Source organism: Dorea sp., assembly GCF_977044405.1.
The window spans coordinates 1-16,006 of record NZ_CDRRQK010000026.1; the positions used below are offsets into that span (position 1 = coordinate 1).

The 16,006-nt window shown below is 40.8% G+C and carries 15 protein-coding genes and 1 pseudogene; 12 read left to right on the forward strand and 4 right to left on the reverse strand.

The features are described from left to right. The 5 genes and pseudogenes from ACWJAF_RS11325 to ACWJAF_RS11345 form a co-directional block, all read left to right on the forward strand. Positions 1-626, forward strand: a 626-nt coding sequence (locus tag ACWJAF_RS11325; RefSeq protein ID WP_448864015.1) for an ABC transporter ATP-binding protein, incomplete at its 5' end; no start/stop codon positions are given. Between the two features lie 13 nt (positions 627-639). Further along, positions 640-3,189: an ABC transporter permease gene (locus ACWJAF_RS11330; protein ID WP_448864017.1), complete on the forward strand. Its 2,550-nt coding sequence runs from the start codon at positions 640-642 to the stop codon at positions 3,187-3,189. 277 nt (positions 3,190-3,466) lie between these two features. After that, positions 3,467-3,664 carry a hypothetical protein gene (locus tag ACWJAF_RS11335; RefSeq protein WP_448864019.1) on the forward strand — a complete coding sequence of 66 codons (198 nt, stop codon included), beginning with the start codon at positions 3,467-3,469 and terminating at the stop codon, positions 3,662-3,664. A 132-nt stretch (positions 3,665-3,796) separates the two neighbouring features. Beyond that, the gene (locus ACWJAF_RS11340) at positions 3,797-4,903 is read left to right on the forward strand and encodes a HigA family addiction module antitoxin (RefSeq protein WP_448864021.1); all 1,107 of its coding nucleotides are present in this window, start codon (positions 3,797-3,799) and stop codon (positions 4,901-4,903) included. A gap of 205 nt (positions 4,904-5,108) precedes the next feature. Continuing rightward, a pseudogene (locus tag ACWJAF_RS11345) lies at positions 5,109-5,306 on the forward strand (type II toxin-antitoxin system antitoxin SocA domain-containing protein); the annotation flags it as partial. A 228-nt stretch (positions 5,307-5,534) separates the two neighbouring features. Here ACWJAF_RS11345 and ACWJAF_RS11350 read toward each other — a convergent pair. Then, the gene (locus tag ACWJAF_RS11350) at positions 5,535-6,272 is read right to left on the reverse strand and encodes a Fic family protein (RefSeq protein ID WP_448864023.1); all 738 of its coding nucleotides are present in this window, start codon (positions 6,270-6,272) and stop codon (positions 5,535-5,537) included. 213 nt (positions 6,273-6,485) lie between these two features. Here ACWJAF_RS11350 and ACWJAF_RS11355 point away from each other — a divergent pair, with 213 nt between their 5' ends. The 5 genes from ACWJAF_RS11355 (at position 6,486) to ACWJAF_RS11375 (ending at position 10,611) form a co-directional block, all read left to right on the forward strand. After that, complete coding sequence (locus ACWJAF_RS11355; protein WP_448864025.1) at positions 6,486-7,352, forward strand: EamA family transporter; 867 nt, start codon at positions 6,486-6,488, stop codon at positions 7,350-7,352. A 76-nt stretch (positions 7,353-7,428) separates the two neighbouring features. Continuing rightward, the gene (locus ACWJAF_RS11360; protein WP_448864027.1) at positions 7,429-7,863 is read left to right on the forward strand and encodes a MarR family winged helix-turn-helix transcriptional regulator; all 435 of its coding nucleotides are present in this window, start codon (positions 7,429-7,431) and stop codon (positions 7,861-7,863) included. A gap of 69 nt (positions 7,864-7,932) precedes the next feature. Beyond that, a complete protein-coding gene (locus ACWJAF_RS11365; RefSeq protein WP_448864029.1) occupies positions 7,933-8,613 on the forward strand; it encodes a hypothetical protein in 681 nt (226 codons plus the stop codon). A 58-nt stretch (positions 8,614-8,671) separates the two neighbouring features. Further along, a complete protein-coding gene (locus ACWJAF_RS11370) occupies positions 8,672-10,009 on the forward strand; it encodes an MATE family efflux transporter (RefSeq protein WP_448864031.1) in 1,338 nt (445 codons plus the stop codon). Positions 10,010-10,089: 80 nt separating this feature from the next. Beyond that, complete coding sequence (locus tag ACWJAF_RS11375; RefSeq protein WP_448864033.1) at positions 10,090-10,611, forward strand: phosphatase PAP2 family protein; 522 nt, start codon at positions 10,090-10,092, stop codon at positions 10,609-10,611. Positions 10,612-10,640: 29 nt separating this feature from the next. Here the strand turns inward: ACWJAF_RS11375 and ACWJAF_RS11380 are convergent, their stop codons facing one another. The 3 genes from ACWJAF_RS11380 to ACWJAF_RS11390 are packed head-to-tail and all read right to left on the reverse strand — an operon-like array spanning position 10,641 to position 13,874. Further along, positions 10,641-11,798 (reverse strand): ABC transporter permease, encoded by a 1,158-nt coding sequence (locus tag ACWJAF_RS11380; RefSeq protein WP_448864035.1) that lies wholly within the window; start codon positions 11,796-11,798, stop codon positions 10,641-10,643. Beyond that, the gene (locus ACWJAF_RS11385) at positions 11,785-12,927 is read right to left on the reverse strand and encodes an ABC transporter permease (RefSeq protein WP_448864037.1); all 1,143 of its coding nucleotides are present in this window, start codon (positions 12,925-12,927) and stop codon (positions 11,785-11,787) included. Before ACWJAF_RS11385 ends, ACWJAF_RS11380 begins: the two co-directional genes overlap by 14 nt. Positions 12,928-12,941: 14 nt before the next feature. Beyond that, entirely contained in the window at positions 12,942-13,874 is a 933-nt protein-coding gene (locus tag ACWJAF_RS11390) for an ABC transporter ATP-binding protein (protein WP_296032510.1), read from the reverse strand. 305 nt (positions 13,875-14,179) lie between these two features. On the opposite strand from ACWJAF_RS11390, the gene ACWJAF_RS11395 reads away from it, so the two are divergent. Continuing rightward, positions 14,180-15,346 (forward strand): sensor histidine kinase, encoded by a 1,167-nt coding sequence (locus tag ACWJAF_RS11395; RefSeq protein WP_448864039.1) that lies wholly within the window; start codon positions 14,180-14,182, stop codon positions 15,344-15,346. Beyond that, positions 15,343-15,999, forward strand: a complete 657-nt coding sequence (locus tag ACWJAF_RS11400) for a response regulator (RefSeq protein WP_448864042.1) — start codon at positions 15,343-15,345, stop codon at positions 15,997-15,999. Before ACWJAF_RS11395 ends, ACWJAF_RS11400 begins: the two co-directional genes overlap by 4 nt. Positions 16,000-16,006 lie beyond the last annotated feature (7 nt).

Below are 16,006 nucleotides of genomic sequence, written 5' to 3' on the forward strand. Positions count from 1 at the left end.
AAGTCAAAGCCCTTGATGGTGTAAATTTAGAAGTGGAAAAGGGGGAGTTTGTAGCGATTGTTGGAACTTCTGGGAGCGGAAAGTCTACGATGCTTCATATGATTGGAGGATTAGATAATCCAACATCTGGGCAGGTAATTGTGGATGGACAGAACTTAAGCCATATGACAGATGAAGAGCTTACCATTTTCCGACGTAGGAATATTGGTTTCGTATTTCAACAGTATAACTTGGTTCCGATGTTGAATGTATGGGAAAATATTATTCTTCCTGTGAAACTGGATGGAAAAAAGGTAGAAAAAGGTTATGTAGATGAAATTATTGATACACTGGGTATTCGGACAAAATTGGAAAACCTGCCAAGCGCTCTATCCGGTGGACAGCAACAGAGAGTGGCAATTGCAAGAGCCTTAGCTGCAAAACCTGCCATTTTGCTCGCTGACGAGCCGACTGGAAATTTGGATTCGAAAACAAGTCAGGATGTATTAGGGCTTCTGAAAGTAACCAGTAAGCGTTTTCACCAAACCATCGTTATGATTACCCATAATGAAGAGATTGCCCAGATGGCAGACCGGATTTTACAGATAGAAGACGGAAAAATTGTTTCAGACAGTGGTTTGGTATAGTGAGGGCGATTATATGGTAAAAGTAGAGAATAAAGAAACGTTACGATTATTGACGAAACGTTTTATGAAAATGAACCGAGCAAGAAATATTATTGCTGTTATTGCAATCATGTTGACATCACTGTTATTTACAAGCCTATTTGTGGGGAGCGTATCCATGATGCTTTCCAAAAGAGCAACAGAAATTAAGCAATTTATGGATTCATCCCATGCTATTGCGCAGAATTTGTCAGAAGAAGATGCGGAGAGATTGCAAAAAACAATAGAACAGGATGAAGATGTGGAACGATATGGTTCCGGTATTTTTCTGGGAGCTGGAATGGATGAGCGGTTTGGATTTTCCGTAGAGGTCCGATATGCAGATGAAAATATGGCAGAAAGTTTTAATTGTCTGCCGACTACAGGAAGATTGCCGGAGAAAAAGAATGAGGTAGCGCTTAGTAGCATGGTACTGGAAGCTATGGGTGTTACACCAAAGATTGGGGAAGAAGTAACGCTGACCTGGGAAGTAAATCCCATGCTGAAACAATATAAGACAGATACGTTTCAGATATGTGGATTCTGGCAGGGTGATAAGGCTGTTTTAGGACAGATGATCTGGGTATCCGAATCCTATGCAAAGGAAAATCGTTATCACGTTACACAGGATGAGTTACAAAATGGTATCTATAATGGCTGTAAAGAATATTCGGTCTGGTATAAGAATCTTTGGAACCTGGAAAAGAAAACAGAAAATATATCTAAGACAGCAGAATTTACGAAAGCAGGGACAGGATTGGAGGTCAATCCGGCATATAATCTTTTTGAAGAGGATTCATTTTCATTCACTTCCCTTATAGTAATGGTACTGTTTGTGATATTGGCTGGTTACTTAATTATTTATAATATTTTTAATATATCCGTGAAAACGGATATCAGAGCCTACGGATTATTGAAGAACGTGGGAACAACAGGAAAACAATTGAAAAAAATTGTGCGTATGCAAGCGTGGCGATTGTCTGTCATTGGCATTCCACTCGGTCTGTTTTGTGGTTATCTTGCAGGTCTTTTAATGGCTCCATCATTGACAGCAGATAATGAAATCACCGAACAGGCTGGGCAGACGGCTCTGACTGTAGTATCAGCAAATCCTTTGATTTTTATTGTTGCAGCACTTTTTACACTTTTGACGGTGTATCTTTCAAGTTTGCAGGCTTGTAGAATGGTTGAACGAGTATCTCCTGTGGAAGCTCTGCATTTGGCAGAAGGAGAGCAGTCAAGACGAAAAATGAAAAAAAATACTTCCGTAACATGGTGGGGACTGGCAGCTCAAAATGTATTCCGGAACTGGAAAAAAGGATTAATTGTTATGCTTTCCATCGCTCTTTCTATGGTAGTGGTTAACTGTATTGTAATGCTGGTGCAGGGATATGACCTAGATTCATACAGGAAGATTCTTTTGCCAACCGATTTTAAATTAGATCAGATGACAGGTAATCTGTTAAATACGAATTTTAATGGTATTACACCTGAAATCAAAGAGATTCTGAATAAGTGTCCGGAAAGTGAGAAAACAGGATATGTGTATTATTCGGAAGAAAGACATAAGATGGAACCAGCACTTATGAAAACGTGGGAGACATTGGCAGAAAAAAACAAAGAAAACTGGACAGATTATGAAAAACAAATCTGGGAGGAAACAAAAGCGGATAATACTGTAAAGGTTCATTTCCTCGGAATTAGTGAAGCGGTGTTTGATATGTTAGAATGGAAAGGGGAAAAATGTTCCTGGGATACGTTTAAAAGTGGGGATTATGTGATTGTGGACTATAGTGATAAATATACAGAAGAACCAGTTTCTTATTATCAGTCTGGCGAAACTTTTAAAATGGAGTACGGAAACGGAAAGCAGAAAGATTATGGGGTGATCGGAGAAGCTATGATGCCATATTCCCTGGATTATCCGTATGCAGATACTGTTTATATTACAGTAATGGTCCCAGAAGAAGAGTATATCACCCAGACAGGAAATCAATCAGCAATGTATGCTGCTATTGATGCCAAGAAGGGAGAGGATAAGCAAGTAAAAGAATACATTGATAAAAATGTTTTGAAAGAAAATGATATGATAAATGTTTCTTCTGTATTGGATATGAAGGCGAGCTTTAGGCGGTTTGTCGGAAAATATTATATGATCGGTGGTTTCCTTGTTGTTATTTTAGCTTTTATAGGTATTATGAATTTCTTTAATACAACAACAACTTCTGTGATTAGCAGAAAAAAGGAGCTGGCACTTTTGGAGGTTGTAGGAATGACGAAAAAGCAGATATCAAAAATGCTGATTGCAGAAGGATTCATATATTTGGGAGGTGCATTTGTTATTGCAATCGTACTGGTTGTGTTTGGTGCAGAAAAGATTTTATCAAATACGTTTGCTACGGCATTTTTCTTTCAACTGCATCTTACAATCGTACCGTGCCTGCTTATGGTTCCGATATTAAGTGGAATTGCATATGCGATTCCAAAGTATCAGTTTAAAAAGATGAGTCAGGAAAGTGTAGTTGAAAGAATTCGTAAGGAATAATAACAATATATAAATTAGGCGTATGGATTTGCTGATCCATGTGCCTCTTTTTGTTAGGGCAAGGCCCTGTTTTACATTGTGGAGTTTTTCGTTGATCCGAAAAACGGAACTTTGGAAAACAAATAAACCACCTGCTGTGATTACGAAAAAGGTAATAAAAATTTAAAATATTAATTCGCGGTGTATTGAAATTTCTTTTGATTAGTGATATAATTCCGTTACCAAAATGGTAATAAAAATGAAAGGAGAGGAATAATTAAGATTGGGAATGCAGATAATGTATAAGAATGAAACAGCAAAGAAACAGTTTTGTTCTGAGTACAAAAAGAAGTGGCGATATCCTGAGCAAGTAAAAAAGAAACTCGAAGCTGCAGAAAACTACATACGTAATGCAGAGTCTTTAATGGATGTTGCAAATTATCCTCCGTTTCATTTTGAACATTTAAAGGGTGATAGAAAGATGAATGGAGCATAAGATTAGGTAATACGGGTTATAGAGTTACAATGATTCCTTGTGATAACGATGGTAATGAGATCGTAGAAGGAGACATTTTAGCTCAGTGTAAAATGATTAAAATTGTGAAAGTAACGGAGGTGTCGAACCATTATGAGTAATGTAAATGAATACAAAGATATAGTGGCATATCACCCTGGATATTATATTGCGGATATTATTGAAGATATGGAAATAAGTCAGGCTGAATTTGCCACAAGAATGGGAACAACAGCTAAGACTTTAAGTCAGTTGATTAATGGTCAGGCTAATATTTCAAATGATTTAGCAAAGAAGCTTTCTACGATGCTTGGAACCAGCGTAGAAGTTTGGCAAAATTTACAGAATACTTATGATCAAAAGTTGATTGAAATACAGCAGGCTAAGGATGTTGATGCACAGGCTGAACTTGCAAAAGAAATAGACTATAAGTATTTTGTAGATGTCATTGGTTTGCCAATTGCAAGAAGTATAAATGAAAAAGTGGCGAATTTGTGTAAATATTTTAAGGTCGCAGATTTACGAATTATGTTGCAGCCAGATTTTTTAGTGAACTTCCGATCAAGTGCATCTTGTAATAGCGAGAAAAAAATTATTAATTCCAGAGCGTGGATTCAAACTGCTATAAATATCTCAAAAAGTATTGAAACAAAGCCATATAATGCAGAGAAGCTAAAAGGTTATCTGCCAGAGCTTAGGGGGATGACGGTTAAAAAGCCGGAAGAATTCCTTCCAAGAATGCGTGAAATTTTTGCTGAATGCGGTGTCGCTTTTGTCTTGTTACCACATCTAAAAAATTCAGGTGTGAATGGTGCTGTTAAATGGGTATCAGAGGATAGAGTAGTACTTGCGATGAATAATAGAGGGTTAGATGCAGATAAATTCTGGTTCTCATTATTCCATGAAATTAAACACGTACTTCAGCAAAAAATTAAAACTGTATTTATTAGCAGCACAGTTGAAGAAATGAAAGATATCAATGATAAATTGGAAATTGAAGCAGATAAGTTTGCAACAAACTATTTGATTTCGCCGGCAGATTATAAAAGGCTGGCTCCAACAAGATATACTTCAGATGATGAAATTGTTGAATTTGCAAAAAGCGTAGGAATACATCCGGGAATTGTAGCTGGAAGATTGCAGCATGAAGGAATCATTGCGCAGAATAGATGCTCAAAGTTAAAAGAAAAGTATGTGATTGAAATAAAACATATTGCATAAAGTGGATTATAGGGGAGTCGTGAAATGCGATGCCCCTATTTTTAGTTTGCGCGCCATGGGCGCGCCCCCTAGTTGGGGGGTGCTGTAAATGTGGTGCAGTTAGCAGACTTCAGTGTGCCTTCCGGGCGCAAGCAGGTAATATCCCCTTATAGGGGGAGAACATGCCACCCGCTAAGCGGGTGGTCATGACTATGAAAAGCATCAGGTAATCCCTGAATGTGATATTCCAGAGGGTGTTTTATCCGAAGAAGAATTGGAAGTTCTTGAACGCATATATATTAAGTTTAAGGATTTGGGCTCTGTTGATATTTCGAAGTATTCTCATAAAGAGAAAGGATATAGCTCTACAAAGAAGGGCGAAATTATATCATACTCTTATGCAAAGGATATTCAATTAAATTAATCCTAAAATACAAGCGGCTTCTGGCGATGAACCGGAAGCCGCTAATTTTTTAATCTTTTTTATAAAATTTAGTCTTGTAGCCGTTGCCTCGGATCAGGATATCCGACATCCAGGCGGGAGATTGCCCCATGATGGAGGTAATGCTGCTGACATAGGTTCTTTCAGGGCATGCTTCTTTCTCTTAATGCAGTTCTGGTAAAGGTTTCATAAAAAGTCTGCCAGTGACACCTATTCCGCCAGAAAATACTGACAACGATTCCAATAATACTCCTGTTCTTTCCGAAACAGCGCAATCAATGCCGTTACATCCTGTGACTGCCGATACATTTTTAATGCATCCAGATATTCGGGCCGGTTAGAATCCTCGATGATAAATGGCGCGATACCGTGATACAGGCATTCCCGGAAGAGAATCATACGTCCGGTTCGCCCGTTTCCATCCTGGAAAGGATGGATGTTTTCATATTGTGCATGAAAACTGGCAAGTATATCAAGAGAAATTTCCTGATCATTGTACCAGGCCAATAATTTGTCCATTTCATTAGAAACCTGACTTGGAAGTACGGTTTCATACATACCGATCATGTTAGGACGCTTTTTGTAATCACCGATAGCATAGCCATTCGCACGGTCTTCAAACACACCACTCTTTAATTCATAATGAAATTCTTTTATCAGATCTTCCGTAAGTTTAGAATCCAGAGTGTCCAGCATCTTGTTAAACATCAAGAAATGACCATTCATTTCTTCCACATCTTTAGCTCGGTAGTAGTCTTCCGATTTTGGTAGAACTCCGGTATCGAAGAGAGAAGCAGTCTGTTCTTCAGTTAGAGTGCTGCCTTCGATTTTATTAGAGTTATAGGCCATCAGACGTTGAGTAAATCCATAAACTCCGGAACGATCACGTTTCGCATGTTCGATTTTAAATCGGTCTAATAAAAAATGTATAAATGCTGAAGTATCCATGATGGAAATAGTCCTTTCTTTGCATATAATATCTTTATTATAACCTTAACTTCCCAAAATGAGTAGTCCTAATGAAAATAAAATATAAAACTAAAAAAACAGCCCGTATTTATGCAGAATTTCTTGCAAAAATACAGGTTTTATTGTACAATTACTAACTTATTTAAAACTGATCTCTGGACAGATATTTAAACGCATAGGAGGGATTGTAAAATGTGGATTTTATATGCGATAGGATCATCTTTTTTTGCAGGTATTACAGCAATTCTTGCAAAATGCGGAATTCAGAAAACAGATTCGGATGTGGCAACAGCACTAAGAACGGTTGTAGTACTTGTGTTTTCATGGATTCTGGTATTTTTTACCGGAACAATGTCCGGAGTGAATAATATAAGCGGACGAACATTATTATTTCTTGTGCTGTCCGGACTTGCAACAGGAGCCTCCTGGTTGTGCTATTTTCATGCGCTTAAGAAAGGCGATATTAACAAAGTTGTACCGATTGATAAGTCCAGCACAATTTTGACGATTTTTCTTGCTCTCATTTTTCTTCATGAGGGATTAACGTGGAAAAAAGCAGGATGCATCTGTCTGATTGGAATCGGAACTGCATTGATGATTACAAAAAAAGAAGTAACAGAGGATAGAGAACAGCACACCGGAAGCTGGTTTATTTATGCTGTATTGTCTGCGGTATTTGCCAGTCTGACTGCGATTTTAGGAAAAATTGGTATTTCTGGCATTGATTCAAATCTTGGAACAGCAATTCGTACAACAGTTGTACTGGTTATGGCATGGCTTATGGTGATTATAAAAAGAAAAACAGATGAAATTTGTACAATCGGGAAAAAGGAACTGCTGTTCATTGTGCTGTCCGGATTTGCAACAGGAGCTTCCTGGCTGTGTTATTACAAAGCACTGCAGGATGGTCCGGCAAGTGTAGTAGTGCCAATCGATAAATTGAGCATCCTAATCACAATTGTTTTTTCCCGAATTGTTTTTAAAGAAAAACTGACACCGAAATCTGCTACAGGAATTGTGCTGATTACATTGGGAACAGTCCTGTTGGCATTGATATAGCAAGAATATACGGGATTGACAGAAAAGAAAGATTACATTATAATCGTTCTAAAAAGAACGATAAAGGAGGAGGGAAATGTATTTCTGGGATAAGCATAAAACAATTACAAGTTATTATGAACTGCTTTCAGGCAAGGTATGTGATAAGTATGAATTAACACAGATGGAATATGATATACTCATGTTTCTACATAATAATCCGCAGAACAATACTGCAGCGGAAATAGTAAAGATCAGAAAATCAACAAAATCTCATGTGTCAACTTCGCTGAAAAATCTGGAAAATAAAAAACTTATTGAAAGAAAACAAAGTGAAGAAAATAAAAAGCACGTTGAGATTTTTTTGCTGGATAAAGCAGAGTTGATTGTTGAAGAAGGAATAAACGCACAAAAGCAGTTTGCACAAAATGTGTTAAGTGGATTAACAGAAGAAGAAAAGGATATGTGTATACGTGTATTTAATAAGATCTGTAATAATGCAGAAGAACATTTAAGAGGAGAATGGAAATGAAAACGAAATTCTGTGTAAGAAAAATTATTTGTTTTATAGTCAGTTGATGGAAAAGGAGCAGAATTTATAATGAAAGAGAACAATTACAAACCACAGATTCCAGATGTGATGGAAGCAATATTCGATACAGTGTATTTACTTTTTGATCTGGTTGCCGCAATTTTATTTTTTATATTCTCACAGGGAAATGTGTTATTTATTCTTTATGGAATATTGACATTGACACTTTGCGGAGGCGATGCATTTCATCTGGTACCGAGAATTATCCGGGCAGTACATGGAAGTAATGATAAAATAAAGAGGCAGTTAGGAATCGGACTTCAGATATCCTCCATAACAATGACCGTATTTTATATTATTTTGATGTATATCTGGAAATTTACGTTTACAGAACTTAAAATACCAGTAATAATAGAAGCTGTTATATGGATATCAGCGATTGTCAGAATTGTGATATGTATGTTTCCGCAGAATAACTGGTGTACAGATGAAGGAAATATGAAATTATCGGTTATCAGAAATGCAGTCTTTGCTGTGACTGGTATAGGGGTAATTATCTTATATCTCATTTCGGGAAATACTTATGGATATCATATGACAAGGATGGTTGCAGCTATCATTATTTCTTTTGGATGTTATCTTCCGGTAACTTTATTCAGTAAAACAAAACCAAAAGTCGGACTGTTAATGATTCCAAAGACCTGTGCATATATGTGGGTGATCGCAATGGGACTCCAACTTTTATTTTAAAGGCATCGTTGGTAGGAAGGATAGTCGGAATAGAGAAAAAAAGAAGGATTAAGAAAGAATGAAAGATTTAACGAAGGGAAAACCCTCGACACTGATACTTAGTTTCGCATTGCCGATTTTTTTAGGCAATTTATTACAGCTTACATACAGTCTGGTAGATACAAGGATTGTAGGGTCATTTTTGGGAGAAGATGCACTTGCGGCAGTAGGTGCGACCAGCACATTGAGCGGTCTGATCATTGGGTTCTTATTAGGAATGTCGAATGGATTTGCGATCATTACTGCACAGAAATTCGGAGCAAAGAATGTCCGGGATATGAAGAAGTCGTTTGCAATGTCATTGACGATCGGTACGGGTATTTCTCTGATCATCACGGCATGCGGTCTGGTGTTCTTGAATCCAATCCTGCGTTTTTTGAATGTGCCGGCTCATCTTCTGACAGTTGCAAAGAGCTATGTTATTATCATCATAGCCGGAATGCTGGCGACATTTTTATATGATGCCTGTGCGGCGACACTTCGTGCGATTGGAGATGCAGTCACGCCGCTGTTGATCCTGGCAGTATCGGTGGGCCTGAATATTGCCGGTGATTTCTTTTTTGTGGTGGTGATGAAGACGGGCGTGAAAGGCGCGGCAATTGCGACCGTTTTGGCGCAGGTCATAGCATTTGTCGTGTGTTGGATCTATATGGTCAGAAAGTATGAGATTCTGAAACTGCAGAAAGAAGATTTTAAAGAGCCGGGTAAGGTGATGGTAAAAGAGATGTTCAGTGCAGGAATGTCGATGGGATTCATGAGTTCACTGGTCAATATCGGTACCGTAACATTGCAGACGGCGATCAATAAGCTGGGAACGGATATCATCATTGCGCATACAGCGGCCAGAAAGATTACAGAGATATTCATGATCATGTTCAGTGTATTCGGCCAGACGATGGCAACATATTGCGGTCAGAATGTAGGGGCAGGTAAGATTGACCGTGTGAAGAAGGGCATTTGGCTTGCAATCATCTATACAGCAATCTGGTCCGGCATAACGATCATTGCAAGCTATACGGTCGGAGAGTGGCTTGTATATCTGGTGACGGGAACGCACAATAAGACTGTCATCTTAAATGCAACGAATTATCTGAAGTTTGATACATTGTTCTATATCATTACGACACTGATCTGTATTCTGAGAAATGCAATGCAGGGATTGGGAGATCACGTTACCCCGCTGATCTCGAGTGGTCTTGAGATGGCCGGAAAGATTGTGATTGCTGCAACATTGGTTCCGTGGCTGGGATATACAGGAGTTATCATCTGTGAACCGATCGTATGGTTTGTCATGGTAATCCCGTTACTGATCCGGATCTTCCGGATGCCGGTTCTTCGAACAGCGAAAAAGGCATAAGAAAATCAGCTGTTATATATACAGATAGCAACATATGGATAAAATCATATAGATGAGGAGAGGAAGGAAATAATAAATATATGGAAATACAGATTCTAAATATAATCCAGAACTTAAGAACAGACATCGGCGATACGATCGTCCCTCTTATCACGAAACTTGGTGATGCAGGAATGATATGGATCTGCCTGATGATAGTTCTTCTGATCATTCCGAAGACAAGAAAGACAGGGGTGATCATGATGGCGGCATTGCTGGTGGATGTGCTGCTCTGCAATGTGCTCATAAAGAATCTGGTGGCAAGAACCAGACCATTTGATGTAAATACAGCGGTACAATTACTGGTCGCAAAGCCGCAGGATTACTCTTTTCCGTCGGGACACACGGCGGCTTCATTTGCTTCGGTAACGGCATTGTATCTTGCCGGAGAGAAGAAGATGTGGAAAGCGGCTCTTGTACTTGCGGTTCTGATCGCATTATCAAGATTGTACCTGTATGTGCATTATCCGACTGATATTATCGGCGGCGTGATATTCGGAAGCCTTTCCGGATATCTGGGTTATAAGATTGTGGAATGGATACAGAAGAAAAAGATAAAATAGAGATAGAAAAAAGAGCAGGGCAGGCAGCATTATGCTGTCTGCCTTGCTCTTTTACTGACTACCAGTGCGATACAGAAGATCGCAGCGGCAAAAAGTAACTGGATTCCATAGTTGCGGTATAAGAGTTGTCTCTGTGCCTGAGTGAGAATAGCAGAGTTATTCAGCAGATTGTTACTGATCTCATACCAGTAGACCGGAAGAAAATGAGCCACGGTTTTCACACCTTTTCCCATGATATCAAGTGGAACGAATACGCCGCACAGGAAGCTCATGCCAAGTGTGACAACATTTACGAGGGCGGTCAGGATATCTTCTTTGGTGATAAATGTACCAAGAAGGAAGGAAAGCGCAAGTCCGACCAGAAGCAGGGTCAAGCTGTTGAGCATATAATATGGCATCTTTGGCGACTGGAAAAATGCTTTCCGGTAAAAGAAGAAAGCAGGGATCCATGTTGTAAGCATCCAGACGGAGTATCCGACTGCCAGATATCCCAGTGCAAGCTGCAGGTTCTGGCTTCTGATGGATACAGCCGAGCAAAGGATTCGCTTTTGCAGATCCGGCTGATGGAATGCGATCATGATCAGTCCCATTACATAGCACAGTATGGAGATTAACACATATGGCAGATACTGATACATGTAACCATAACCCGGCGTCTTTTCGGAAGAAGCAGATTTTAACATTGTAACATGAGAAGAACTGTCTGTATGTTTCAGAATATATGCAGCTGCCTCTTTATCGGAATACCTACTGTCTGTCAGGACACGTGCCTGATTCAGATAGGTGTTGATCTGCTGGTCGATGTAGTATCCGTCCGTGCTGCCCGGAATCTTGGATACCGGCAATGACTGATGCTTACGGAGGCAGGAGGCTTTAAAATCTTCCGGAATGGTCACGATATAAGAGACATTCCGGTTAAAGAGTGCGTCCTGGAGTTTCGCAGTGTCATCCGGCATTTGCCTGACGGTATGATACTGTGATAAATATCTGGAAAGTCCTTTGGAAAGCACGCCTCCGTCATGATCTACCACACCTACAGTGAGTGTTTGGGCATGGAACCCGGTGCCGGAAGTATTGCTGTCGCTGCCGGAGGCAAGGATTCCGATCGTAAGGAAGATTGCCAGATACATAAATACCATCAGGAGATTGCGTTTGGTTATGATTAAAAATCCTTTAAATACTGTCATAACGTTCCCTCCTTATCATGAGAAATGAGAAGCTGATGCAAAGCAGGCACATGATTACAAGAATCAGGATACACCTGCGGTAGCGGACAGCATCATCATAGACACTGAGGCAGTAGAATGCATCACTTAAGACACTGGCAGGATTGATCCGGTTGATGACGGGGCAGTGCTGTTCAATCACATTTTTCATTCCACCGAACATCAGGCCTGCAAGGAAACTCGGTAACAGTGTAACGAGGACACCGATTCCAGATTTGACACTGTAGGACAGTTTGCCGGCGCATCCGATCAGGATTCCGAGACAGATACCGATCAGGGTTCCCATAAACGTAATGAGAAGAAGTTTCGGAATGTCATGCCCAAGGCTGATATGAAGTACCTGGGTAAGGTAAAGCTCCAGGATCAGGATGTTGACGAAATGAATACTTTCCAGTACCAGCAGATCGCCGAGAATCAGGGAAAGCTTATGAGTCGGTGTGATGCTGCGCCGTTCTCCGAGTGCACTTAAGTTCGCCTGAAGCTGAACCGTGGAATGGATGCTTAAGTAGACTCCGCTTAAGCAGGCAAATGCGATCAGTGCGAGAAAATAAGTCAGTGTCGGATCTAAGGAATGTCCGCCTAAGGACTTTTCTTTCACCAGTGTCTGGTAGTCGTTCAGAGATGCAAGGGCGTCCGAAAGCTTTTCCGGATGCTGTGTGGCAATATCCCGGATCATGTCAGCATTCTTTTCATAGCTCTCCAGAAGGGAAGACAGAATGCTCTGGTTAATGCCATTGGAAGCAATGGTAAGGGAAGGAACCGCCTTCACGTAATAGATGCCGGATATTTCCTCCCGCCGGAGCGCTTTTTTGGCAGCTTTTTCTGTTTTGTAAGAATGGATATCGATCATGTCCTGATCCGTTTCACTCAGAAATGTCAGGAAAGATGCTGCATTTGCGGAACTGCTGTCTACTGTGACGATGGCAACAGGAACCGGTTCCCAGACAGTCTCTCCGGTTCCTGCAAGACCGGTATTTCCAAAGGACACATAGAACAGGGTTCCAAGGATGAGCGGAAATGCGAGAGCCCAGAACATAATAGAGCGGGAACGTATTGTCTGTAAGAACTGATATTTTAATAAATGTAACATAAAGTGTCCCTCCTTTAATCCCTGAGTTCTTTTCCTGTGATCTCAAGGAAGACATCATTGAGAGTCGGAAGCTCGGAGAAGACGCGTCCGAATGGAATGTCCTGTTCCTGCAGGTAATTCAGTACCCGGATCAGATTGTGTTTTGCACCGCTGCAGCGTAGGATCATTGTCTGATCTTTGTATGATAAGTCAAATACATGCGAAAGGGAGCGGATATCTGCCAGGTTGTTTTTCGTTAACGCAACTGCTTCGATCGTGATCGTCTCGCCGGTCTTGATCATTTCCTTTAATTCTTCGGTCGTGCCGGATGCGAGTACACGTCCGTGATCGATGATTGCAATACGGGTACAGATCTGTTCGACCTCTTCCATGTAGTGGGAAGTGTAGATAATAGTTGATCCCTGGCGGTTGAGCTCTACGATCCCTTCCAGAATTTTGTTACGGCTTTGAGGATCTACAGCAACGGTCGGTTCATCCATGATGATGAGTCTGGGTTTGTGGACAATGCCGCATGCGATATTCAGCCTTCGTAAGAGTCCGCCGGAGAGTTTCTTTGGGCGCATCTTACGGAAATCGGACAGACCGGTGAATGCGATGGCTTCTTCCACGAGTTCTTTTCGTTTTTGTTTGTCTTTGATATAGAGTCCGCAGAAATAATCGATGTTTTCATAGACGGACATCTGCTCGAAGACGGCAACGTTCTGCATGACAACACCGATATCCTGTTTGATGTCGTAGCTGTCCGGCTTCATGTCCTTTCCAAAGATCGTGATCGTTCCTTTGTCATATTTTAACAGTGCGAGCAAGCAGTTGATGGCGGTGGTTTTACCGGAACCGTTTGGCCCGAGAAGTCCGAAGATCTCGCCTTCTTCGATGTCGAGCGACAGGTGGTCAAGCGCTAACAGATCACCGTAACGTTTTACCAGATTTTCTATATGTACAAGCATAAGATTACCTCCTTGGTGAATGTATGTCAGTACTGCAGAAGAAATGGAAGATTACTTTCTGCGGTACTGACATTTGTTACTTGTAGTATAGCGAATGGCTGATTATAATGGTAGTGTCACAGGTCATAAGTTGAATGTGACAAATGTAATATAGTTATTGTTCACAGGTAGGAATTTTCTGAACTGAAAATTCCGTATGATACAGTAGTGGTTGTGGATTTTGCCAATTTTGAATGCGAAGCATTGGCAAAATCGTGTTACTGTTTGCACAACGTGTGAACAGTAACATAATATAGGAGAAAAGAATGAGAAAGATAACAGATGAAGGATTTTTGTTCCTTTACGGAGCAGGACTTCTGGTAACAGCGGAAACAGGGATTCCGGCGGTTATCGCTATTCTGCTTGCGTGTATCTATACCTGTGTGAATCTGGTAGGAGAAGAAAAGTATCTGCATTATATTATGACGATCACTTTCGTGGCAGCCGGAATTGTTTCCAAAGAAATGTGGATGTTTCTTCCGGTGGCTTTATATAATATGCTATGCTTTTATTCTCCGGTTTATATAGGGGTTGTCGGTATAATCGTGGCCTGTGAGGCACCAGCGTTCCGGGAATATTACGGGCTGGAAAAAGAGATGCTTATTGTTGCCGGGCTGGCAGCAGCAGTTCTGTTATATGGGCGGACCAGGAGGTTAAATGAATTGGAGCAGGAATATAAAAGGGCCAGAGATGACAGCAGAGAACTGACACTGATGCTGGAAAAGAAGAATCAGGATCTGCTGGAAAAGCAGGACACAGAAGTATATCTGGCCACACTGAAAGAACGGAATCGTATCGCCAGAGAGATCCATGACAATGTGGGACATATGCTGTCGCGGTCCATCCTGATGGTGGGAGCGTTAAAGACTGTTAATCAGGCTGAGAATCTGAAAGTCCCGATGGAGCAGCTGGATCAGACGCTGAACGAAGCCATGACGAATGTAAGACAGAGCGTGCACGATCTGCATGATGAGTCGGTAAATTTAAAAGAAGTGATGGAATCGCTGGCAGAAGAATTCAGTTTTTGTCCGGTACAGCTTACTTATGATATGGGATATGACATTCCAAAAGAGATCAAATACAGCTTTATAGCCATTACGAAAGAGGCACTGAATAACGTGATGCGTCACAGCAATGCAAATGAGGTGAAGATTTTGACAAGAGAACATCCCGGACTATATCAGCTGATTATAGAAGATAATGGAACGTCAGATGAGCAGATCCAGCCAGATGGAGACTGGGAAGAATATGCAGAGAAGGAAAGTGCAGGAAAGACCGGAAACGCTCGAAAAACAGAAAATACAGAAAGCAGCGGAATCGGGATTGAGAATATGAAAAAACGTGTCCGCATGCTGGGCGGAACTATGCAGATCCAGAAAGAAAATGGCTTCCGGATATTTATTACGGTTCCAAAAAATGAGGGAAAAAGATGAAGATAGTAATTGTAGATGACGATATCCTGGTATCCAGTGCGTTAAAGACAATCCTGGAGGCAGGAAGAGAAGTAGAAGTAACCGGTACCGGACAGGATGGAAAAGATGCCATCCGGTTATATGATGAACTGCTTCCGGATGTTCTTTTGATGGATATACGGATGAAGGACATGAACGGCCTGGACGCTGCAGAGCAGATTTTGAAAATGCATACGGATGCAAAGATTCTTTTGCTTACCACGTTTTCTGATGATGAGTACATTGTAAAAGCATTAAAATATGGTGTGAAGGGATATCTGCTAAAACAGGATTACGGCAGTATCCTTCCGGCACTGCAGGCGGTGCAGATGAATCAGACCGTATTCGGAACCGAGATTATGTCCCGAATTCCGGGACTGCTTCAGAAAGAGCAGAAAGAAAAAGAGCAGACATTTGACTGGAACAGTCACGGAATCGGAGAACGGGAACTGGAGATCACAGCACTGGTTGCCGAGGGACTCAGTAATAAAGAGATATCGGAGAAAGTCTGCTTAAGTGAAGGAACGGTCCGGAATTATATCAGCAATGTGCTCGAGAAACTGGAATTAAGAGATCGGACACAGCTTGCGGTGTATTATCTGCAGAGAAGCAGAAAATGCGATAAGAATAAATAGGAGCAGA